This is a genomic window from Streptomyces sp. NBC_01426, from assembly GCF_036231985.1.
Taxonomy (GTDB): Bacteria; Actinomycetota; Actinomycetes; order Streptomycetales; family Streptomycetaceae; genus Streptomyces.
This window is the reverse complement of record NZ_CP109503.1, coordinates 87,075-106,701: the sequence shown is the minus strand read 5'-3', so window position 1 is coordinate 106,701 and position 19,627 is coordinate 87,075. Positions and strand designations below refer to the sequence as shown.

Annotated in this window: 22 protein-coding genes and 3 pseudogenes; 14 read left to right on the top strand and 11 right to left on the bottom strand. The window is 67.3% G+C overall.

Translation table 11 applies throughout. From position 1 onward, the window contains the following. The first annotated feature begins 75 nt into the window (after nt 1-75). From OG906_RS43025 to OG906_RS43015, 3 genes are all read left to right on the top strand, one after another. Nucleotides 76-834, top strand: a complete 759-nt coding sequence (locus tag OG906_RS43025) for a GntR family transcriptional regulator (protein ID WP_329449355.1) — start codon at nt 76-78, stop codon at nt 832-834. Between the two features lie 127 nt (nt 835-961). Then, nucleotides 962-1,867 carry a hypothetical protein gene (locus tag OG906_RS43020; protein ID WP_329449354.1) on the top strand — a complete coding sequence of 302 codons (906 nt, stop codon included), beginning with the start codon at nt 962-964 and terminating at the stop codon, nt 1,865-1,867. 33 nt (nt 1,868-1,900) lie between these two features. Further along, nucleotides 1,901-3,052, top strand: a complete 1,152-nt coding sequence (locus tag OG906_RS43015) for a PIN domain-containing protein (RefSeq protein WP_329449353.1) — start codon at nt 1,901-1,903, stop codon at nt 3,050-3,052. A 77-nt stretch (nt 3,053-3,129) separates the two neighbouring features. On the opposite strand, the gene OG906_RS43010 is transcribed toward OG906_RS43015, so the two are convergent. Next, nucleotides 3,130-4,458, bottom strand: a complete 1,329-nt coding sequence (locus OG906_RS43010; RefSeq protein WP_329449352.1) for a hypothetical protein — start codon at nt 4,456-4,458, stop codon at nt 3,130-3,132. 291 nt (nt 4,459-4,749) lie between these two features. Here OG906_RS43010 and OG906_RS43005 point away from each other — a divergent pair, with 291 nt between their 5' ends. Further along, nucleotides 4,750-5,640 (top strand): fatty acid desaturase, encoded by an 891-nt coding sequence (locus OG906_RS43005; RefSeq protein WP_329449351.1) that lies wholly within the window; start codon nt 4,750-4,752, stop codon nt 5,638-5,640. A gap of 391 nt (nt 5,641-6,031) precedes the next feature. Here OG906_RS43005 and OG906_RS43000 read toward each other — a convergent pair whose 3' ends face one another. The 4 genes from OG906_RS43000 to OG906_RS42985 form a co-directional block, all read right to left on the bottom strand. Continuing rightward, on the bottom strand, nt 6,032-6,910 hold the full coding sequence (locus OG906_RS43000; RefSeq protein WP_329449350.1) for a hypothetical protein: 879 nt from the start codon (nt 6,908-6,910) through the stop codon (nt 6,032-6,034). A gap of 38 nt (nt 6,911-6,948) precedes the next feature. Then, a complete protein-coding gene (locus tag OG906_RS42995; protein WP_329449349.1) occupies nt 6,949-8,082 on the bottom strand; it encodes a helix-turn-helix domain-containing protein in 1,134 nt (377 codons plus the stop codon). A gap of 208 nt (nt 8,083-8,290) precedes the next feature. After that, nucleotides 8,291-8,641: a DUF6233 domain-containing protein gene (locus OG906_RS42990; protein WP_329449348.1), complete on the bottom strand. Its 351-nt coding sequence runs from the start codon at nt 8,639-8,641 to the stop codon at nt 8,291-8,293. Nucleotides 8,642-8,646: 5 nt separating this feature from the next. Then, entirely contained in the window at nt 8,647-9,009 is a 363-nt protein-coding gene (locus tag OG906_RS42985; RefSeq protein WP_329449347.1) for a hypothetical protein, read from the bottom strand. A gap of 259 nt (nt 9,010-9,268) precedes the next feature. On the opposite strand from OG906_RS42985, the gene OG906_RS42980 reads away from it, so the two are divergent. After that, complete coding sequence (locus tag OG906_RS42980) at nt 9,269-10,300, top strand: ATP-dependent DNA ligase (RefSeq protein ID WP_329449346.1); 1,032 nt, start codon at nt 9,269-9,271, stop codon at nt 10,298-10,300. A gap of 424 nt (nt 10,301-10,724) precedes the next feature. On the opposite strand, the gene OG906_RS42975 is transcribed toward OG906_RS42980, so the two are convergent. Next, the gene (locus tag OG906_RS42975; RefSeq protein WP_329449345.1) at nt 10,725-11,501 is read right to left on the bottom strand and encodes a peptidoglycan-binding domain-containing protein; all 777 of its coding nucleotides are present in this window, start codon (nt 11,499-11,501) and stop codon (nt 10,725-10,727) included. A gap of 527 nt (nt 11,502-12,028) precedes the next feature. On the opposite strand from OG906_RS42975, the gene OG906_RS42970 reads away from it, so the two are divergent. Together OG906_RS42970 and OG906_RS42965 are read left to right on the top strand one after the other, a co-directional pair. Continuing rightward, on the top strand, nt 12,029-12,268 hold the full coding sequence (locus tag OG906_RS42970; protein WP_329449344.1) for a hypothetical protein: 240 nt from the start codon (nt 12,029-12,031) through the stop codon (nt 12,266-12,268). Continuing rightward, nucleotides 12,265-12,390 carry a hypothetical protein gene (locus OG906_RS42965; protein ID WP_329449343.1) on the top strand — a complete coding sequence of 42 codons (126 nt, stop codon included), beginning with the start codon at nt 12,265-12,267 and terminating at the stop codon, nt 12,388-12,390. Before OG906_RS42970 ends, OG906_RS42965 begins: the two co-directional genes overlap by 4 nt. Nucleotides 12,391-12,393: 3 nt before the next feature. On the opposite strand, the pseudogene OG906_RS42960 reads toward OG906_RS42965, so the two are convergent. Next, nucleotides 12,394-12,842, bottom strand: a pseudogene (locus tag OG906_RS42960) (SRPBCC family protein). Between the two features lie 410 nt (nt 12,843-13,252). After that, nucleotides 13,253-13,549 (bottom strand): hypothetical protein, encoded by a 297-nt coding sequence (locus OG906_RS42955; RefSeq protein ID WP_329449342.1) that lies wholly within the window; start codon nt 13,547-13,549, stop codon nt 13,253-13,255. A gap of 222 nt (nt 13,550-13,771) precedes the next feature. Between OG906_RS42955 and OG906_RS42950 the strand changes: the two genes are divergently transcribed. Next, nucleotides 13,772-14,530, top strand: a complete 759-nt coding sequence (locus OG906_RS42950; RefSeq protein WP_329449341.1) for an Abi family protein — start codon at nt 13,772-13,774, stop codon at nt 14,528-14,530. Continuing rightward, a complete protein-coding gene (locus tag OG906_RS42945; protein ID WP_329449340.1) occupies nt 14,527-14,721 on the top strand; it encodes a hypothetical protein in 195 nt (64 codons plus the stop codon). The genes OG906_RS42950 and OG906_RS42945 overlap by 4 nt, the downstream gene beginning before the upstream one ends. Before the next feature lie 147 nt (nt 14,722-14,868). Here OG906_RS42945 and OG906_RS42940 read toward each other — a convergent pair whose 3' ends face one another. Together OG906_RS42940 and OG906_RS42935 are read right to left on the bottom strand one after the other, a co-directional pair. Beyond that, nucleotides 14,869-15,357 (bottom strand): hypothetical protein, encoded by a 489-nt coding sequence (locus OG906_RS42940; protein WP_329449339.1) that lies wholly within the window; start codon nt 15,355-15,357, stop codon nt 14,869-14,871. A gap of 194 nt (nt 15,358-15,551) precedes the next feature. Further along, entirely contained in the window at nt 15,552-15,896 is a 345-nt protein-coding gene (locus OG906_RS42935; RefSeq protein WP_329449338.1) for a hypothetical protein, read from the bottom strand. 309 nt (nt 15,897-16,205) lie between these two features. Here OG906_RS42935 and OG906_RS42930 point away from each other — a divergent pair, with 309 nt between their 5' ends. From OG906_RS42930 to OG906_RS42915, 4 genes are all read left to right on the top strand, one after another. Further along, the gene (locus OG906_RS42930; protein ID WP_329449337.1) at nt 16,206-16,445 is read left to right on the top strand and encodes a hypothetical protein; all 240 of its coding nucleotides are present in this window, start codon (nt 16,206-16,208) and stop codon (nt 16,443-16,445) included. Between the two features lie 739 nt (nt 16,446-17,184). Beyond that, complete coding sequence (locus OG906_RS43910) at nt 17,185-17,409, top strand: hypothetical protein (protein ID WP_443067523.1); 225 nt, start codon at nt 17,185-17,187, stop codon at nt 17,407-17,409. Between the two features lie 166 nt (nt 17,410-17,575). Continuing rightward, nucleotides 17,576-17,737 carry a hypothetical protein gene (locus tag OG906_RS42920; protein ID WP_037792689.1) on the top strand — a complete coding sequence of 54 codons (162 nt, stop codon included), beginning with the start codon at nt 17,576-17,578 and terminating at the stop codon, nt 17,735-17,737. 357 nt (nt 17,738-18,094) lie between these two features. Next, nucleotides 18,095-18,451: a PRC-barrel domain-containing protein gene (locus OG906_RS42915; protein ID WP_329448282.1), complete on the top strand. Its 357-nt coding sequence runs from the start codon at nt 18,095-18,097 to the stop codon at nt 18,449-18,451. A 105-nt stretch (nt 18,452-18,556) separates the two neighbouring features. Here OG906_RS42915 and OG906_RS42910 read toward each other — a convergent pair. Then, nucleotides 18,557-18,988 (bottom strand): annotated as a pseudogene (locus OG906_RS42910) (restriction endonuclease); the annotation flags it as partial. Nucleotides 18,989-18,999: 11 nt separating this feature from the next. On the opposite strand from OG906_RS42910, the pseudogene OG906_RS42905 reads away from it, so the two are divergent. Continuing rightward, a pseudogene (locus OG906_RS42905) lies at nt 19,000-19,551 on the top strand (IS701 family transposase); the annotation flags it as partial. Between the last annotated feature and the right edge of the window lie 76 nt (nt 19,552-19,627).

The window sequence follows — 19,627 nt, the reverse complement described above, 5'->3', positions numbered from 1 at the left end:
GGACTAGATTGTCAAACTGGTACCCACACCGAACGCGCTGCCGTGACGCACCACGGCAGCCGGCGAAGGAGATCCATGGCCGGCCGCACCAACGCCCCCTACCTGCTGGTCGCCGACACCTTCCGGCGACTCATCAGCGAGGGCGAATGGCCCCCCGGCACCCGCCTCCCCTCCCGCGACGCCCTCGGCGAGACGTATCGGGTCGGAGAGAACGTCATCCGCCGCGCCCAGGAACTCCTCATCGCCGAAGGCCTCCTGGAAGGCCGCCCCGGAGCCGGCACTTACGTCCGCGCGCCCCAGGAACGACTGCACATGCTCCGCAGTCCGGCCCCCGGATACCCCACCGCGCCCCTCGCCCCCACCGGGGTCGCCACCTGGGACGCCCAGAGCACCGCCAAGGTCCCCGCCCCCGCGCACATCGCCACACGCCTGGCCATCGAGGCGGGCGACCCCTGCGTGAAGACCGTGTACGAATTCCTCGACGAGCGGCGCCGGCCCGCGATGACGTCCGTCAGCTGGGAACCCATGGCCATCACCGGCGGCACCGCCATCGTCCTGCCCGACGGCGGCCCCTTCGCCGGACGCAGCGTCATCGACCGCATGGCCCACCTCGGCATCACCGTCACCCGCACCGTCGAACGACCCCGACCGGTGCAGACCGACCGCGACCAGGCCCAGACCCTCGGCATTCCCACCGGAACCCTCGCCCTGCTCATCGAGCGGACCTTCCACGACAGCGACGACCGTCCCGTGGAGACCGCCGACCTCCTCATCCCGGCGGACCGCTGGTCCGTCGACTACGACCTGACCCTCACCGGCGAACAGGACGCCTGAACCCCGGCCACGCCGGCGGCGAACCGGCCTTCCACCACGGGAAATCCGCCGAATCCTTGGACCGGGCGACAGGGCTCGGGAATCATGAACCCCCAAAGGCGGCAGCAGCCGCCACGGGAGGAACAGGATGTCCGACGCACGCCCGAGCACGCTCAACCGGGCCACCCAGGCCCTGGGCTCACCCGCCCTCGGCGCCGCCGTCGGCATCGCCGGCCTGGTCGTGCCCGTCATCGGCTGGGCCGCCGAACGCGTCAACCTCAAACTGCTCCTGATCGTCCAGGCCGCCCTGATCCTCATACTGGTCGCCGGGCACTACTGGATGCGAAAGAACTACATCCACCTTCGCCGGGTCACTAACCTTCGAGCCATGGATGATGCCCAGTACTACGACCGGGTCCGCTCCCAACTCGAAGCAGAACTCATCAGCGACTACGGGGAGATCGCCGACGGCCACCTGCGCGTGTACGCCGCGGAAGTCCCCCGCCTGTCCACCCTGCTCGTCAACACCGTCACCGAAGCCCAGGCACAACCCCAGCGCATCCTGGCCGCCGACCTGACCACCAACCCGAGCCTGCTCACCGGCCGCCGCGAGTACATCTCCGCCAACCGACGCTTCACCGAAGCCGGCGGTCGCATCGACCGCCTCTTCATCGTCTTCGCCGCCGACCTCGCCAAAGAGGACTTCGCCCGCAACCTGCTCGCCCTGATCGGCCAGCACCGCGACCTCGGCGTCACCTGCGGACTCGCCGTCCGCGACCGCCTGCGCGCCGACCAGGCCGTCGACGTCGTCGTCTTCGCCAACGCCGCCGCCCTCGTGGAAGAGGAACAAGGCGACGCCGACTACAACCGCGGCCGCTCCTCCGTCTACTTCAAGGGGATCGGACGCTGGGCCGGTCGATTCGAAAGTGTCTGGGGCCACGGCGCCGACTCCGCCCCCCGCACCCTGCAGACCTACGAAGCCGCCGCCCGCCCCCAGCTCGACGCTGGCACCTGGGACGAAGCCCGCATTAACGCCACCGTCGCCAGCCTGTAGGCCACCGTCAGTTGCCCGCACCGGGGGGAACCCGTGATCGTCCTCGACACCAATCAGCTCAAGCACGTGGCGTTCCCGCACGGTGCGGTTCTCGGCATGCTCCGCAAGATCGCCGCTCTTCATGACCGCCAGCTTGCCTTGCCCGAGATGGTCGCGATTGAACACGTCGCGCATCACCGTCACGAGACGGACCTTGCCCTCATCTCGGCCGGGAAGGCCCTCTCCGTGCTGGGCAAGACCTTCGACCGTGACCTCTCCGGTGCTGTGACTGGACTACAGCTGGACGATGCGGCCAGGCATCGACGGGCCTCCTTGGAAGGCGTCTTCGCCATCCTTCCCACCCCGGCCGGAGCCGCAGACGAGGCCCTACGACGCGAGGCGAACCGTATGCCGCCCGCCCAGCAGCAATGGCACGACAGCAAGGGCAACGAATTGGCGGCCCGCGGGGCGCGGGACGTGGCGATCTGGCTGACCCTTCTGGAGACCGCGAGTCGTACCGAGGAGGAGATCTGGTTCGTCACCCTCGATCAGGACTTCGGCAAGGACGACTTTCACGTGTCCCTTCGCGAGGAGGCGACCCGCGTGCTCGGCGCGAGAGCCGGACAGCTCAGATTGGTCGATGGGGGGATCGATCAGCTACTGCGCGAGCTGGCAACGAAGGTCGCCACCCCTCCCGATCTTGAATCACTGCTGAACAGTCCGGTCGCCAACCATGCCGTGGTCATTTCGCAAGTTGGGGGCCTGACCGCCCAGTTGTTGCACCATGTCATCCCGATGCACGCGGCCATCCACGCCAGCACCTTTCACCTCTCCCCCCACGAGATCAAACGCAGCAGTGCCTATGCGGTCGGCGACAGCACGTGGGTGAGTGTGCAACTGATCTGGCGGGGGTTCAGAGTCCTGCACAGCTCCGACAGCGACGGCCCCGACTGGGACCATCCCGCGCGGATGTCGATCGAGACCACCATTCTCCTGGAGGTCCAAGGGGGCATGGTTCACTCCGCCGAGGTCATGGCATCAGCTCCTCCAGTGAGCCTCGGCCCAGGCGAACCTCAGCTGGGCGGCGTCGGCTGGACCGTCACCATCCCGACTCGCCGTACTGAATTCCACACGCCTGACGGGGCAGGGTGGGCGGTGATCACTCCACATGCCGATGACACACCTCCTCCCCAGGCCGGCCTGTGAAGGAACCGGCGCACCATTGAGGGAGCGTCGGGTCGGCGGGCCGAGGTGAGCGCACGACAAGCGCACCCGCCCCGTGGTCACTCGAACATCTCGCCGGCCTTGTACTTCGCCCAGGCAGCCAGTTCCTCCGGTCCCTGTCCAACTCGCCATTGCAGGGCGCCGAGCTGCCGATTACCCAGAACCGAGCCGCTGATTTGGGGGTTCGCGGAGCACACCTGCAGGAGCAGCAGGAGGTCGTTGCTGTTCAGGCACTGAGCAAGACCGTTGATGAAGGCGATGATCGAGGCGCCGTCTTCGTACGAGCTCGCTTCCTTCAGGAGAGGAAGGAGGGAGCCGAACAGGCGCTTATCGGCCTTGGGCCCCAGACACATGTTGATGGTGTTGGCCGCGAAGCCAGGCGTGGCCAGGTCCGCCAGGCCAGGGAGGCCCTTGAGAGCGCCGGGCCGGACGAGGTCTGGCAGGCGGTTCAGCAGCATCTGGTCGACAGGAGCGAGCGGAAGGGCACCGTAGAACATGTTGTGCTTGTGCAGAAGGTCCAGCGGCTTCGCTGTCCGCAGCACCTCCTCTACCCGCGCCCGAGTCCCCACGTGCAACGCCTCCCAGGTTCCCGGAACACGGCACAGGCCCCCAACCAGGGCCATGAGCCCGTCATCGGTGAGGCCGTTCTGCGCAGCGTTCAGGACGACCTGCGCCTGTTCCTCGAACAGGTGAGGCGCGATCTTCTGAAGCTCCCGAGCCGCACGCACGGTGCGCTGGAGCGTTGGCTGCGGCAGGTCCGTCTTCAGCGACTCCTTGCAGACCACCTTGATCAGGTTGGCCTTCAGCGCCTTCGTCCCGTGATCCATGTAGCTGGCCCGAAGGTGGTCGTTGAGTCGGTCGTCGTCTCGTGGGAACGACTCCGACTCGATCTCCCGTCCGAACCTGTCGATCGCCTTGCGTCCTGTGACGGCGGGGTGCGAGAGCAGAGCATCCACGGCGGTCGCGAGGTGGACGCGCACCAGCTCTGGTGTCGGATCGAACAACTCCTCGCCACCGGCGACAAAGGCGGGATGCGCGCACAGGTGCCGGTCTGAATAAAGCCGCCCAAGCTCCACGGCCTCACGCGCGCCGATCAGCTCCAGATCTTTGTGCGCGCGCTCGACCAGGTTCCTCTCGAACGCCTGCAAGGCGTTCACGTTCTGGTCAGCGATCGCCTTGTCCAACTCGTCGCGCAGCTTGACTGCCACGGCCTCGCGTTCATCGGCCAGCAGTCGGATCTTGGCGATGATGTCGGCGGCCACCGCGATCCAGATCGAGATCAACGCGGCACGGTACGCCGCGGCTCCGTAGGCAGCTACCGCCTCCTCCACGTACCGACGAGAAGTCAGCCCCCTGACCTGGTTCTTCACGTCTTCCAGAGCGCGCATACCCGTCCCCCACCTCTTGCCGAAGGACAGCAGGGTAGGGCTTGGGCCGCATTGCGCCCACACCCCCGCCTAATTAGTGGACTAGATATACGCTAAGTGATGTCCGGGTGGGGGTCGTTGCCCACCCCTGTCTCTCGGGGCCGTCATATGCCGCTCGCCTTATTTCTGCTCACTCTCGGTGTCGCTCTGCGGCAGGTAGATCGCGCTCACTTCGCTGGCCGCCGTCCGCGCATAGAGAGCGTTACCGGGCTCATAGCCCTCCAACGGAGTCGAGCCAACGACGTAACGCCCGTGCTGTTGCTGGTCGGGCAGTGGATGCAGATCGCGGGGTACTGGCTGCTCGCCGCGCACGGCCCCCTTGGCGCGGTGGCGGCTGCGGCTGGGGTCGCCGTGCAGTTCCGTCACCTCCAGGAGATCAGCCACCACGCGATCCACGGTGTTCTGGCACGCACTCGTCGCACCAACCACGTCCTGGCCGCACTCGGCGCACACCTGCCTCTCGGCTTCGCTCCGGTCGAGGTTCGCCGACGCCGTCACGTCCGCGACCACCACCCCGCCGCCACCCTCTCCACCGACCCCAACCTCGCCGAACTCGCCGACGCGGGCCTGGCCCCCGGCATCACCCGCACCCGGTACGGGCTCGCCCTGGTCCACCCGCTCACACCGTCCGGCATCACGGTGACCATCACTTCCCTCACCGCAAACCTGTTGCCCCACCCCGGCCGAGCGGCCGCGTTCACCGCGGTGGCCGCCGCTGCATACCTCACCGGCGGTCCGGCCGGCCTGATCGCGGGGTTCCTGATCCCGCGGCTTCTGCTTTATCCGCTACTCGCCTGGTTCTCGCTGCTCGCCGAGCACACCTGGTTCGACGCCGAGCACCGCACCGGCACCCCCGCCCAGATCGAAGCGGGCCGCTGCCTTCGTCTCTACCCCCGCAACCGCGCCCTCGCGATGCTCGCCGCCACGACCTGGCTCCCCTACGGCGACCTCCACCACTACGCCCACTCCGCCCACCCCGGCCTGCGTTGGAATTACCTCCCCGCCCTCGAACACCACCTGTCGGCACCCCACTTCGCTCCGGCCGCACTGTTCCTCGGTTCGGACTCCGTCGCCCGCCGCCACCACCGCGCGCTGACGGTCCAGGCCCGCGACAACCAGCACCAGCCCGCTGCCCGCCGATAACCCGCCCCTCACCGCAGCCCCGGTCCGAGATACCCAGGCCGGGGCTGCGGCAGTTCACAGAGCCGGGCCAGCTCATTCGACATCTGGGCGGGCGCCGGGGACTCAACCGGCGTCGACACAAGGCCACCGCGCGCGGCGCACACGATCGCCCTGAGCCTCCTGGGATTGAGCTTGTTCATCGCGCCACCAGGAGCGGGGTTTTCCATGACGACCCGGGAACAAGCCATCGCCCGCGCAGCCCTTGGCCCTTGTAGGCGCCGTCGCGAGCGTGCCGGCCGCACACCCCAGGAGGCGGCCGCGGCCGCCTCCTACCCGGGGCATCCGCTCGGCTCGATCGGGGCTATCGAGGCCGAAATCATCCGCCGGAGGCAGAACCGGGCCCAGGCCGTCCCTAGCCGATATCCACGTGGTCCAGACGACTCGTCAGCCGGCGCATGAAGGCCGCGGCAACTGTACGGATCCGTGTCTCGTCCACATCCCCCTGGAGCGCGCTGACGGCCATGTCCACTCCCGGCGTTGCTGAAGAACCGAAGAGACGCCTGAGCTTGCCCAGGCCCTGAACCGCGATGTCCCCGACACGCGCGTTCTCCACCAGCACCGCGAACGAGTCGGCCACCTCTCGTGCGGAAGTGGTCATCATGATGCGCAGGACGTCCCCGGCGTCCTTGTCCGCCAGGCGGTGGGGACGAGACGCGGAGTCGGCGAGCCGGTCGCTGATCTTGAAGGCTTTCGCCACCAGCAGAGCGGCCGGTCCCGCGACGTGAACCGTGATCTGGCGGGAGTCGCCGGGCTCCAGACTTCCGACGATCATGGGTGAGCGGTCCACGGAGGCCACCTCCAAGCCTTCGATCCACCGTGCGGACATCTTGCCGTGCGGGGGAACCGTGGCACTTCGACTGCCGACCTTCGGCGCCTGCTGCTTGGGGATGAGCAGATCCAACTCAACCGGAACGAGCTTGCCCGCGATCACCTCCGGACGCTCCCACAACCCTGGCTGATGGGCCTGCCGCAGGGAGAAACCGGCTCCCTCCATGGCTTTGTCCACGAGCGGATTGGGACCGAGCAGCAGGGGGTCGATGCTGACGTCGCCGTCCGAGGTGAAGGGCGCGTTCTTGATTGCCGCGTCGGGCGTACGGAGGTAGACGGCCTGGGCCCCCACGATGGTGAGGGCGGGCAGGTGCTCCCTGAGCGCGGTCAGGCCGTCGAGAAGGACCCGCCGGGCAACAACGGTCAGCTGCTGCGGGTCGACGCCTTCGGGAACCTGTGCCACTGTGCCTCGCGTTCATGGTGACGTGCCGTGACTCGATGTTAGAACAGAGAACTTCGCGGCAAGTCCGCGATGGCGGACGCCCGCCACTCCTCCTCATCTCGAAGCATCTCCTTGATCACCGCTTCCCCCTCAGCCGGCATGCGTCCCGGGCCTGACAAGCAGTCCAGAACAAGTTGGCTCAGGGAAACCTCCTGCCGGGCGTCGACCTCACGGAGGCGTTCGAAGACCACTTCATCGCTTGGGCGCAACAGGATGACGTCGGCATTCTCCTTCGTCGGCAGCAGACCCAGGTGGTCCTCCAGGTCCTCGTCGATGGCCAGCCAGTCGGCGACGTACACCATGAGCTGACCACGCGCGGTCAGGGGGGCCAGTCGGTGTGCCGCGACGGATCCGGTCACGGCCAGGCCGTCCCGCTCTCTGGCGGGGAGCCGGGAGATGCGGTTGAGAACGGAGGCGATGCCGTTGGTCGCCACCATCCCGGTGTAAGCGTCCGGGCGCAGCAGGCTGGTCTCGGCAGCGCGGGCCCTCAGCAGGCCGGGCCAATCAACCGTGTTGATGACTCGCCCCGTGCGCCGAATGAGCAGCTGGTCTTCCAGGGTGTCCAGCAGCCTGGAGACGTACGGCAGGCTCAAGGATGCCGCGTTGGCGAGTTCCGCCGCGCGGTACGGCGGCCGGACGTCGGCCAGAAGGCGGACCAGGCGGCCGGCCTTCGCACCTGCCAGGGTTGCCATGGTCTTGGTGGTTCGGCTCGTCGGGTGGGGTGAGCGAGAAGCGCCGACGCTGTGGATGAACACGGCAGGTCGGGAGATCCGTAGCCCGACATTGCCCGTCAGGTCGAGGTAGGCGATGCCGTGGGACAGCAGGAGCTGCTGGGCCTTGGTGGAGATCCAGGGGGCTACCACCACCATGTGTGCTTCCGTGACAAGGTGTCGGAGCAGGTGGGCTCTGGGAGCCAGCTCGGTCTCGACCGTCCGTGGTGTCACCGAGTCGAAGTCCTCCACGTACAGCAGGGCGGTGACATTCTCGCCCAGTGGCTTCAGGTCATAGAAGGCTCCGTAACCCTCCGAGTAGTGCCCGCGGCCTTCCGTTACCGCCCACCCATCCCCGAACAGTGTCCGTAGAGCCTCCATGCCCCGTTCGAGCACCCTGTCGGCGGGGTTGATCGAGTCCACTACGCCCACCTTCCTAGTCTGGAAACCTCGAAAACTTGCCCGCAGCGCCGCTTTACGCACTTGGGCAAGTTCTCAGAATAGGCAAGTTTTTCTGATCCGGCAGATTGCCTCAGTCGGAAAACCTGGGGAATCGAGCAAGTTCTGCCCCCCCGTGCACACCGCTGCAGCGGTGCGGCGACCACTCGCTGAGCCTGTTCACGCTCCTGGCCTAGCTCTCGAGCAGTCCCAGTTCGCTGTCGGGTCGGCACAGCGGACACGCGATCGCCGACGGCACCGTGCGCAGTACCTCCAGAACCATGTCGCGGTTGGCGGCGCGGCCGCGGCTGGTGACTTTGCAGGCGCCGGTGTGGACGCGGTCGGGCCGTCGGCCGGCGCCGATGCCGTATTCGATCCACCAGCGGGGTGGTTCCGGTGGCGGTAGGCGGTGGGCGCGCTGTTCGCCTGCGGCGCGAACCGCGGTGATCCTTTCGTCGACGCGGGCGAGGGTCAGCTCCAGCCAGCGCCGTATGACCAGGAGCTGGTCCAGGGCCGGTGGCAGGGGCAGGAGGGGGTCCTGCATGGCTGCTACGCCGCCTCGGCCACTTCGATACGGGGTTCGACGGGGCGGGTCTGCTTCTTGAGCCGCATCCGGGCATCCACCAGAACGTCGCGAGGGACGGACGCCCAGTGGGGGTGGCCGGCGACGGCGATCGACAGTTCCCGGATCTCGGCCCACATCCGGTCGACCGTCTCCTTCTGCTCGTCGCTCCAGCCGGGGCTGTCGGGGACGTCGCCGCGATGGGAGAACCGCTCGCCACGCGTCCAACCCGCGAGGGGTTCCACGCTCCAGGGCAGGTCGGCGAGGTAGGCGCGGTGTTCGGTGTGGGCGCGGTGGAGGCGCTCCTGGAGCTGGAGGAGGTCGTCGGGGAAAGTGCTCTGATCGGTCACCCTTGAATCGTAAACCTGTTCGATTCTGTGAGGGAAGTCGGCGCTCCGGTTCGTGACCCGTTCGGCAGACACGCGTGCGGGCCGGCCGCGACGTCCAGTGGCGCGCAGTGGGTAGGCGCCGTGAGCTGGAGGAGGGGGTCGTGGAGGAGGTGGCGGTCGTGGCGCGTCCGTGGCCGCTCCAACATGACCCGCGAGGACCTGGCGAAGGCCCTGTCCCGCACATGACCCGAACTGCGGGCTCGCGAACGGAGGGCATGCGATGACGCTGCGGCCGCCGGTGGAGCCGATGCTGGCGCAAGCCGCAGAAGCGATTCCTCCCGCGGGCCTGCTGCGCGATGTGGCGTACGAGCAGAAGTTCGACGGACACCGGGCCCTCCTCTTTACCCCGCCCGCCCCCGGCGAGCCGGTGCTGCTCCAGACAAGACGGGGCTCGCTCATCCAGGACCGCTTCCCTGACCTCGTCGCGGCCGCCATCGAGCAGCTCCCCCACGGCCTGGTCCTGGACGGTGAGCTCCTCGTCTGGGACCCCGAGGAAGGCAGGCTGTCCTTCGAGGCGCTCCAGCGCCGGGCCGCCGCCCGCGCCCGCGGCGCCAGCGCCCTGGCGGCTCGAACCCCCGCCTATTTCATCGTCTTCGACCTTCTTCAGGCCGACGGCGCCGAGCTGCTGGCCCTGCCGTATCGGGAGCGTCGCCGAAGGTTGGAGGTGCTGTTCGCGGCCCGGGGCCTGAGTGCGCCGTGGACGCTGTGCCCGATGACCACCGACCTCGCGAAAGCCCGCGAGTGGCTGGAGTCCTGGACGGACGTCTCCGGCGTCGAAGGCATCCTCATCAAGAACACCAACCAGCGCTACCTGCCCAACCACCGCGGCTGGACGAAGATCCGCCGTCGCGATACCACCGAAGCGATCATCGGTGGCGTCACCGGCACCCTCGCCCGCCCCCAGCTCCTCATCCTCGGCCGCCACGACGACACCGGCCGGCTGCGCGCCGTCGGCCGCACCGCGCCCCTGCGCCCGGACCAGGCGCGCCAGGTCGCTGAACGCCTGACGGCCGCATCCGCCGGGCATCCGTGGACCGGTGCACGGTTCTCGGCAGCGTGGGGCTCCCGCGACGTCCTGGACGTCGTTCTCGTCGACCCGGGCCTGGTGGCGGAGATCAGCGCCGACACCGCCGTCGATCACGGCGGTATCCACCGACACCCTTTGCGCTTCCGGCGTCTGCGCCTCGATGTGACAGCGGGGGATGTCCCCCTGTTCGGAAAAGCGGCACACGGAGGCAGAGCCGCAGGATGAGGTGCTCAGAGCACCGGCGGCTGACGCTGCACCATCGTCGTCACGGTCTGCATCAGCTGGGCTCGTTGCAGGGCGGCGAGTCTTGTCAGGCGCCTTCGGTGCTCGGCGATGCCGTGATCCGCCGGATCGCGAGCAGGAGCGCGGCCAGGCGTTGGGGCGAGGGCCAGGCGCCGGCGTTGCCGGCCGCGGATGGCGGCGAGTGTGTGCGGGGTGGAATACAACCGCTCGGCCAGGAAGCTGGTCGGCCATCCGCGTTCGGCGAGCTCCTGCAGGTTGATCGTGTGCCTCCGTTGGGAAGGCGTAGGGGGTCGGTGTCTTGGTCGGGTACCTGACCTGACGGAAGAGCTGTCCTGTGTGGTGCGCAACGACCTGATGGCCTCGCGGGCATGTTCCCGCGAGGCCATGAGGTTCAGTTTCCGAAGGATCAGTTCCAGCATTTCGTGCCGCGCTCGACGCGGAAGGTTTCCCCGCCCTGGAAGAAGCCGGCGTAGTCCCCGGTCTCGTTCACCAGGCAGGCGTTCGCTGCGGCAGCCTCCTTCGCCGTTGCCACGAGGTCGTTGGCTGCCCTCTTGGTCATGCGCTTACACATGCTGGACTTGCCCTTGGCGATATAGGCGCCCACGCCCGGGACCCTGCCGATGACCAAGCCCTTGGTGACCAGCGACCCGGCGATATTGCACTCGAACATCTCCGTCGTCCGCTTCTCCAGCTTGTACCTCGCGGCGTGGTCGGCGATCTGACGGGTGAACGTGCGGTTGAAGGTGTATGTGCCCCGCTCCAGTCTCCACTCCAGTGCAGGAGCCGCAGGGACGGGAGCAGGGGACGGCGGGGTCGAGGTGGGGGTCGGCGGCGGGACTCCCGCGGCAAGGGCGTCCGAGATCGCCCGCCTCGTCTTCGGGCCCGCGACGCCGTCTGCCGCCAGGCCGTGCTTGCGCTGAAACTCGACAAGGGCCCGCTTTGTCTTCGGCCCGGCGATGCCGTCCACGTTGAGCGGCGGCTGGGCGCCAAGCTCGTTGAGCTGTCGCTGAATCTCGACAACGCAGGGCCCGTGGTTGCCCTGGCCGATCTCCGCCGGGCATTCATCGGCCACCCCTACCGCGTTCTCCGCGCCCCCACCCTCGTCGGCCCTCCACAGACCCAATCCGGCCACCACACCGAGCGCAACGGCCGTTCCCACGACCGTGCCAACGATCTTCCCCATGACGCCCCCTCACAGGTCGAATCCATCCAGCCCGGGTGGTCACCGCCCGAACCTCATCGAGTGTGACGCGCCATGTCCCGATTCGGGAGAGCGTTCGATGCGGCATCGAAGCATCACAAAAACGTTGAATGCGCCCGGTGCGCCTTGACAGGGCTTCAGCAGCCTCTCCGAGGCGCCGGCCAGATGTTGGGAAACTCCGGCCTTGCGAGGGATCGGCGTCGCCAGATCGAGCGGCCGAATCACGGGCTGTAGCACCAAGAATTTGCCGGATCGTCTTTACAAACGGGCGCCATGTGGGCGACGGGCTCACGGAAGCGCGGGAGGGCATCAAGTCCGCCGTCGAGGCGGCCGAAGCCGGGCGGTAGCCGGCGCCCGGCCACCTGGCCGGGCGTGCTGCCCGATGCTCACTGCGGCTTCGGAAGAACCGGTGGCCGCATCCGGGTCGGGAGGCGATGGGCCGGCGCCCGGATGCGGGCGGCCGGTGGGTGGGTGACGGTGGAAGCTCAGCCGTCGAGCCGAGGAGCGCCATGATCGTCAAGTTGCTGCACGACAAGGGTCTGCGAAGCGAGCACGCGAACACCATTGCCTGTCTGACCATCGGGTTGTCCGTCGCCTCATGGGTGACGTCGATGACGGTGGAACCGGCGGGCATCGACCGGGCGGACCGATGGGGCATCTTCGTCGCCACGTGGCCGGCGACCTGGTTCGGCCTCGGACAGGCTCTGGCCCGCTACGAAGACGATGACGCGCTGCACGGGGACACGTGACCGCTGGGGCCTCCAGCCTGGACCGGCCGGGCCCGACCGTTTCCGAGGGCGGACGGGCCCTGGTCGGTGCGGCGACCCCCGTCCTGGCGGCGGACACCTGCGGAGCCAAGGCGGCGGCTTGAGGGTCAGACTTCGCTGCGCCAGGAGCCTGACTCGCCATCGCGGGACTCGATGTACTTCTTGAAGTTCTTCAGGTCGCCGGTGACCTGTCGCTTGACGAGGCCGAGTTTGTCGCCGAGGTTCTCAGCGAAACCCTCGGGGTCGTAGTCCAGCTGGAGCATGACCCTGGTCTTGTTCTCCTCCAGGCGGTGGAAGGTCACGACGCCTGCCTGCTTGGTCTCACCACCGACCGTGGTCCAGGCTACGCGCTCGTCGGGGATCTGCTCGGTGATCTTCGCGTCGAACTCCCTCTCCGCACCGCCCACTTTGGCCCTCCAGTGGGTCAGGGTGTCGTTCACCTGAGTGATCTTCTCAACCCCGTCCATGAACTGGGGAACGTCTCGAACTGCGTCCACTGGTTGTAGGCGGTGCGGACGGGAACGTCGACCTCGATGGACTCTTGGACCTGCGACACGTGAGGGCCCTTCCCTTCGTTGCGGCCGCACCGGCTGGAGTCATCGGTGCGGGGGACAGGCTCATGGATTCCCCACGCCGCGCTGCTGCCCACGCCGGCGCAGTCCATGACCCCCGAACGGGTTCCCGAGCCGGCTGCGCAGCAGCTAGGCCAGCCTGCCGCCGGCGGAACTCACCGAAGCCTTCCGCCGGCTCATCGGTAGCGGCGTCTGTGGTCGCGACGACCGAGGCTGCTACATCGACTTTGCCCTGTCCATGCGGCACACGCCTGATCAGGTCTCTTCTTGCAGACCGGCCAAGAGATGGTGGCGTGCAGAGTTCGCGGTCCTCGGTGAGGGCGTGGAGGCGGGACGGCCAGGCCGTGGTCGCACCGACCGGCGATTGTTGATGATCAGACCATCGGTGCGGGAATCACTCGTGACGAGGGGCGTTCTTCGCCGGATTCAGGTGATTCATCGCGAAGGCGCGCTCGTCGGGATGTCGTGCCAGACGCGCCATCACCCAGGCGGTGTTCGCGTCCATGTCGGAACAGGAGCCGGCCGCCAGGCGGCGAGCCTGCCACGTCGTCCGCGGATCGAGCACCCAGCGCCAAAGCCACGTCGACAGCCGCACCCGGCCCGCACCGGATACCGTCTCCCCCACCGGAGCGGGCACGCTGTCAAGACTCTGGTCGAGCCGGCCGGGCTCATGGGGTGTAGTAGCGGTCACGATCGCGAGTGTGCTGAGGAAATCGGCCCCGCATCGGCCGCCGCCCGGGTGTTCACCCGAAGGCGTGGCCCGCCCTCACCGCGGTTGACAGTCGGCGCAAGGCCCGGGAAAAGCTGAAGGCCTTCACCCACTGGGTGAAGGCCTTCAAAAGTCTGACCCCGGCCGCGTAGCGTAAGCCAGAGGCTGAACCGGGGAATCTTCCACACATGATACACCTCTGGTGTGCAGATACAACCGACAGCAGCGCAGCTCAAGCTACTGGAGCCGCTGATCTCCCGCCCACGCTTGGCTCCCTACATCGCCGCCACCACATCACCGCAGGCGGCGATGGAGCTGTATCTGTGGAACGTGCGGGTATCGGCGGCGTTCGCCGAGGTGATCGCCCTCACTGAGATCATCCTGCGCAACGCCATGGCGGACCAGCTCGCCGCCGCCTACGGAACCGCCTGGTACGCGCAGGCAGAGCTGTTCGACGACCGCACGATCCGCGGCTTCCACAGCACGTGGCGCAACATCAACATGCCGACCGACCCAAAGACGGGTAAGCCGGAAGCCAAGACGCTGCGGACCGTACCGGCCGGGAAGCTGGTGGCCGAGTCGACGTTCGGCTGCTGGGTGAACCTCCTCGACAAAGGCGGCACCCGCGGCGAAGGTCCCTACCGCAAGAACGTCGACTACGACTCCACCCTGTGGCGCAAGTCCCTGCACAAGGCGTTCCCGAACAGCGGCGGCAAGCGGACCACGGTATTCACCACCGCCAGCCACGTCCGCTCCCTGCGCAACCGCGCCGCCCACCACGAGCCACTGATCGACGGCGTCCCCCTCCCGGGCCAGACCGACCGCCGCGGCCGGACCCGCCGGCTCACCCTGACTGATGCCCACGCCGACGTCCTGCGCCTGGTCGAGTACATCGACAAACACGTCGCCACGTGGCTCGGCCAGACCAGCCGCGTGCCCGAGCTGCTGCGCACCCGGCCGTGAACGAGGCGAAACTGCGCACCTGGAAGAGTCACGCCATGGTGGAGCTGATCCTGAAGTTCATGGACACCGCGATGAAGCAGGACGACATGGTGGAGACGCTCGCCCGGATCGAGGTGCTGAACGCCGTGACGTACGAGGACTACCAGCGGGCCAAGAAGGCGCTCGCCGAAGAGAGGGCTGCCGCGGGCTGACCCGCGGCGACGGCAGCGGGGGCCCCGAACCGGCGCGCGGTTCGGGGCCCCCCTTGCGAACGGCCCAAGCAAGGCGGGCCGATAGCCAGCGTTCCCCGGGGTGTCGTGGCGATCTCTGCCCCGCCAGCGGACATGAACGGGTGACTCTCAGTGCCCCGGGAGGCCTGCGGCCTTGGCGATCACCTCGGCGTCGAAGAGGGGCTGGAGCGGACTGGGCTTCCAACCGGTGTACTGCTGGATGAAGCCGCCCTTGTCGCAGTGCTTGCCGCCCCACAACTTGTCCCGGACCGGTAGCCGGGCGAAGTTGATCCGGTCCTCGGTGACCGAGTGGACCGGCCAGGAGTAGTGAGTAAGGAAGTCCTCGCCGGTGGGGTTGTTCACGCCGAATGGTGCCCCTTCGAAGACGCCCCTGCCTGTGACAAACCAGTAGACCTTCGTCGGACCGCTCTTGCCGTACTGGGAGAACCAGCGGTTCCAAAGTTCTGAGGCGGTGATCTCCTCAGGTGTGAAGTCATCCGAGACGGGATCGCCGTTGACCTCCCAGCTCAGCAGAAGAGGAGTGGTGAAGAGGTGACCGCTCGCGCGATTCCGGAAGCGCCAGGCGGTGTCAGCCGGATAGGGCTTGAAGGTGCTCATGTCTACATCCCAGGGCGTGGTCCAGGTTCGACACAAGGTCGTTCACTCGACCGGGTCTGTTAGCCGCTGAACTCGCCGTGTCGTCTTGGCCGACGTGGACCTCGGCGATGGGATACACGACGACCGGGTGCCTGGCAATGCCTCCACCCTCACCCCGGGCTGCCGGACGCGCGCACCCGGGGCGAGGGTGGAGGTCACTGGTCGCCGTACTCCATGATCTTCCAGCCCGCGGGCGCCTCCCGGACATCGAATCCGGGGGCGAGGACCTGGTGGATGTAGACGCCCGGGTTGCTCTGCAGGTACTCCAGCGCCGGGCCGATCAGCGGGTCCTTCACGTTGTCCCACAAGATCACCGGTTCCACCGGGGAGTCGGGCAGGGAGGACGGGGCGCCGGCGAGCAGGGAGATCCAGCCGACGATCGGCGTCACGGTGATGTCCTGGTGGTCGGGGTCACCGAAGGCGATGCGCCACCCGTTGGTAGCGGCGGCGAACGGCAGGGGTGCGCTGGTGTGTAGGGGCGTCGGCGTACGAGTTGTCATGCGCTCAGCTTGCGGTCCGAAGGCGGTATACATGCCGTTCCCTGAGGAATCGACGGGGGCGGGGTCGGGCGACGCCTGGCCCTTGGGGAGGATCGAACTGAACCGGTGAAGAGGCCCCGGAGCGGATGTCGAGGCCACCTGGGAACGTTCCGTCGCCCTGATCGCCCTCGCCGTGTACCGGACGCGGCTTCACCGCGCTGCACCCGATGCGGCTGACCGACCTCGAGCTGGACCGCCCGCTGCCGCGTGCCCACGTGCGCGCGAGTGGTACCCATGGATGCCGTCAGCCGCAGCGTGCTGGCCTGCTGGATGACCACTCACAAGGCCCTGACCGCCGGACACCTGAAGCTCCTTCAGGGCGGCGATGTCGCGCAGAGCTGCGGGTCACGCGCGCCCGGCCGCCCCTGCGGCGGGCAGTCCGCACCACCGGCCGGCCTGCCCGCCGTAGTGCGAACGCTGGAGGCCGCCCACCGCAAGCTCACCAGCCTCGCGCTCGGTGCCCCGATGCTCATTGAGCAGTTCTGCCCCTCTCGCGAGGAAGTCCAGTAGAGCTGCGGACGGCTGGCAGTCGCGCCGCCCGGCGCCAGGGCGGGTACATCTGTGACCCCTGCTGCAGCGGCCCGGAACGGTCACCGTGAGGTGTTCCGCCACGAGCGCCTGCGGCTCCGCGGCGAGCCTGGCGAAGACATGCTTGGATGGCGATAATCCTAGACCCGACTTAATCTGATGCTTAAGGGCCTGGTTTTCGCACGGTCTGCCCGGATCGAGGTTCTTCTCCAGGCTACGGGCCCGTTGGAATAAGGCCCAGATGTGCGGTTGCATATGTCGAGATGAGGTGTCCCCATGGCTCGATATTCGTGGCGAGCGGCAGCCGTGGCCCCGTTCGCACTGCTAATGGTTCTCGGACAGGCAGTAACGGCGAGTGCCGTTCCATCTGCTCGGACCAGCCAGTTCAACGTCCACCTCTCTGTGGACGGACGATCGACTGCGCAAGTCTTCGGCACCATAAATTGGCCAGCCGGATCCAAGAGCTTCGCAATACCCTACGCCAACCTGGCCGATCTTAATTGCGCCGATGGAAAAGGGGTCTACTTCTATATCAGAGTGAGCGGGTACTGGGATGGGGCGAAGCGGCACAATAACCAATGCAATACCACTAAGGCATTCTCGGTGTCTGCAAACGATGACACCGTGATTCGGTACATCGATATCTATTTGTGCCGAGAAGGATGGGACAGGAAGTGTTCGGCGCTGCGCTATCCCAACCCGAACATCTGAGACGCTCGGCTTGTATCGAGCGAGTCAACCGCTGCCAGGACTGTTCCGGCTGTTCGGCCGCTCGTTCAACGGAACGGAGCAGCCTACGGGCGCGATCTACGACGACGGCTGGGACACCCCGACCGCCAACATCCGCATCGGGTACGCGCCGCCGCTCGACGCACTCGCCAAGCACGGCATCCAGTTCGAGGCCGCGCCCCGCATTGCCGGGTCATCTTCACCGTGTACGAGATGAAGCGCGGCCGAGACGCTGCGGAACCGTGAAGTTCATGGTGCAGACCCTCGACGCCGTCGGCGAACCTGAGCCGCGAACTGGGGTGCCGGTAAGAACTCTGTCACCGATCCTGCTGATGCATGGTCGGAGCGCGGTCGGGCACAAGGTGCTTCGGAGGTTGATAATCATGGTTCCCCTGCTTCTTGTTCTTCTGTTGGCTCTGATTCTCTTCGGCGCGGGTTTCGCGGTGAAGATTCTCTGGTGGGTCGCTATCGCTGTCCTGGTGCTGTGGCTCATCGGATTCGTCGCCCGACCCAAGGGCGGCAGCGGTCGCTGGTACCGCTGGTAGACCGCCACGTCTGACGCAGCTCAGGCTTGGTTTGACTGTGGCCTGTCACCCCCGATCGGCGAGGGTGGCAGGCCACAGTCATGTCTCCGTCCGAGGTCTGGTTTTGCCTTTCGGGTGAAATCGGATATCGGGGGTAATAGGGCCGACAGCGGGGGCGGTCGCCGTGACGCAGCAGGGGACACTGCTCACCTCCAAAGATCGGCGGCCGTCCCAGCCCGAATCAAATCCAAGTGTGTGTAGCCGCGAATGTGGGGCATGCGAAGGTCAGGCCGGAACGCATGTTCCGCCGCACGCATATCACGAATATGAATTCGGTCGGGAATTCATTTTCCCGGCCCGTAAAGGAGTTGATTTCGGATGACCGAGAACCTGTGGGGCTACCGTGAGACGTCCGGTCGTCTGGCCGCCGACACCACCGACCTGACCGGCTACAAGGTCGAGGCCAGCGACGGTTCCATCGGCAAGGTCGACAAGCACTCCGACGAGGTCGGCTCCGCCTACATCGTGGTCGACACCGGCCCGTGGATCTTCGGCAAGGAAGTCCTCCTGCCCGCCGGCACCGTCAGCCGCGTCGACGCCGACGACAAGAAGATCTTCGTGGACCGCACGAAGGAGCAGATCAAGAATGCTCCCGAGTTCGACAAGGACAAGCACCTCGGCAACGCCGACTACCACCAGCAGGTCGGCGGCTACTACGGCCAGAACCGCCTCTGACCCGCACACGCAGTATCAGCACGGGGCGGGGCGGCAACCACACGGTTGCCGCCCCGCCCCGTCTCGTCTTGTCGGGCTCCGCCGTCCGTCGTCCTCTTCGGCCGGTCAGGCAGAGGGGCGCCGCTTGGTGCCGCCGCCACTGCCGTTCAACGGGATCAGCGTCTCCAAGTGAGCGCCCTTGACCCAGGAGCCCAGCAGATCGCGGTGCAGGGCCACGATGTCCTGGCGCAGCGCCAGGCCCAGCGCGTCCCTCGTGAAGGCGTGGCCGGTGGTGACGAACAAGGCGACGTCCGCGCCGTGCTCGAGGCGGGCGGTGCCGACGAACTTCTGCATGTCCTGTGAGGGCACACTCCGGTGCGCCGCGTACTTCTTGCATTGGATGACCAGCTTGCGGCCGTCGGCCAGGTAGCCGACAGCGTCCGCGCCCAGGTCGCCGCTCTTGCCGCTGACGACGACCCTTCTGCAGCCGTCCCGCCGGCACAGTTCCGCGACGTATTTCTCGAATTCCTGCCACGTCAGGGCGTCGACTTGCCTGAGCCGTGGGCTGCCCCCGCATCGACGGCCTGTTCGCGCAGGCCCCGGACGAGGCATGGGAGAAGATCTCGTGCGGTAACGGCGCGAAGGGACCCCGCCTCTACCACTGGGCGGCGGTGCGGCTGCCGGCCGTCGCCGAGTTCGACTACCAGGGCGAAGTCCCCCACCGGATGCGGTGGGCACTGGCCCGCCGCAGCATCCGCAAGCCCAACGAGATTGCCTACTACCTCGCTTACGCCCCGTTGGAGACCACCGTTCAGGAGCTGGTGCGGATCGCCGGGACACGCTGGGCGATCGAGGAGTGCTTCCAGGCCGCGAAGAACGAGTGCGGCCTGGACCAGTACGAAGTCCGTCGCTACGTCGGCTGGTACCGGCACATCACCCTCGCAATGCTCGCCCACGCCTTCCTCGCCTCCACAGCGCGCGAGCTCCGGGAAAAGGGGGTGGCACCAATGAGGCAGCAGGGGCAATCGAGTTCACAGTGGCGGAGGTTCGGCGACTCCTGGCAGCTTGTCGGCCCCGGCCCCCACACCTCCGTGGCCACCGAGGACGACACCACGCGCTGAGCTGGTCGAAATGGCGCCGCCAGCGCCAAGCAGTCGCCCGCCGCTGCCACTACTTGCGGCGTTATCGCACGATCGA

What these genes read in the sequence shown, in the direction of transcription:
- OG906_RS43025 (WP_329449355.1), top strand. Translation starts at nt 76, where the DNA reads ATGGCCGGCCGCACCAACGCCCCCTACCTGCTGGTCGCCGACACCTTC.
- OG906_RS43020 (WP_329449354.1), top strand. Translation starts at nt 962, where the DNA reads ATGTCCGACGCACGCCCGAGCACGCTCAACCGGGCCACCCAGGCCCTG.
- OG906_RS43010 (WP_329449352.1), bottom strand. Translation starts at nt 4,458, where the DNA reads ATGCGCGCTCTGGAAGACGTGAAGAACCAGGTCAGGGGGCTGACTTCT.
- OG906_RS42990 (WP_329449348.1), bottom strand. Translation starts at nt 8,641, where the DNA reads ATGCAGGACCCCCTCCTGCCCCTGCCACCGGCCCTGGACCAGCTCCTG.
- OG906_RS42980 (WP_329449346.1), top strand. Translation starts at nt 9,269, where the DNA reads ATGACGCTGCGGCCGCCGGTGGAGCCGATGCTGGCGCAAGCCGCAGAA.
- OG906_RS42975 (WP_329449345.1), bottom strand. Translation starts at nt 11,501, where the DNA reads ATGGGGAAGATCGTTGGCACGGTCGTGGGAACGGCCGTTGCGCTCGGT.
- OG906_RS42970 (WP_329449344.1), top strand. Translation starts at nt 12,029, where the DNA reads ATGATCGTCAAGTTGCTGCACGACAAGGGTCTGCGAAGCGAGCACGCG.
- OG906_RS42940 (WP_329449339.1), bottom strand. Translation starts at nt 15,357, where the DNA reads ATGAGCACCTTCAAGCCCTATCCGGCTGACACCGCCTGGCGCTTCCGG.
- OG906_RS42935 (WP_329449338.1), bottom strand. Translation starts at nt 15,896, where the DNA reads ATGACAACTCGTACGCCGACGCCCCTACACACCAGCGCACCCCTGCCG.
- OG906_RS42930 (WP_329449337.1), top strand. Translation starts at nt 16,206, where the DNA reads ATGACCACTCACAAGGCCCTGACCGCCGGACACCTGAAGCTCCTTCAG.
- OG906_RS42920 (WP_037792689.1), top strand. Translation starts at nt 17,576, where the DNA reads ATGGTTCCCCTGCTTCTTGTTCTTCTGTTGGCTCTGATTCTCTTCGGC.
- OG906_RS42915 (WP_329448282.1), top strand. Translation starts at nt 18,095, where the DNA reads ATGACCGAGAACCTGTGGGGCTACCGTGAGACGTCCGGTCGTCTGGCC.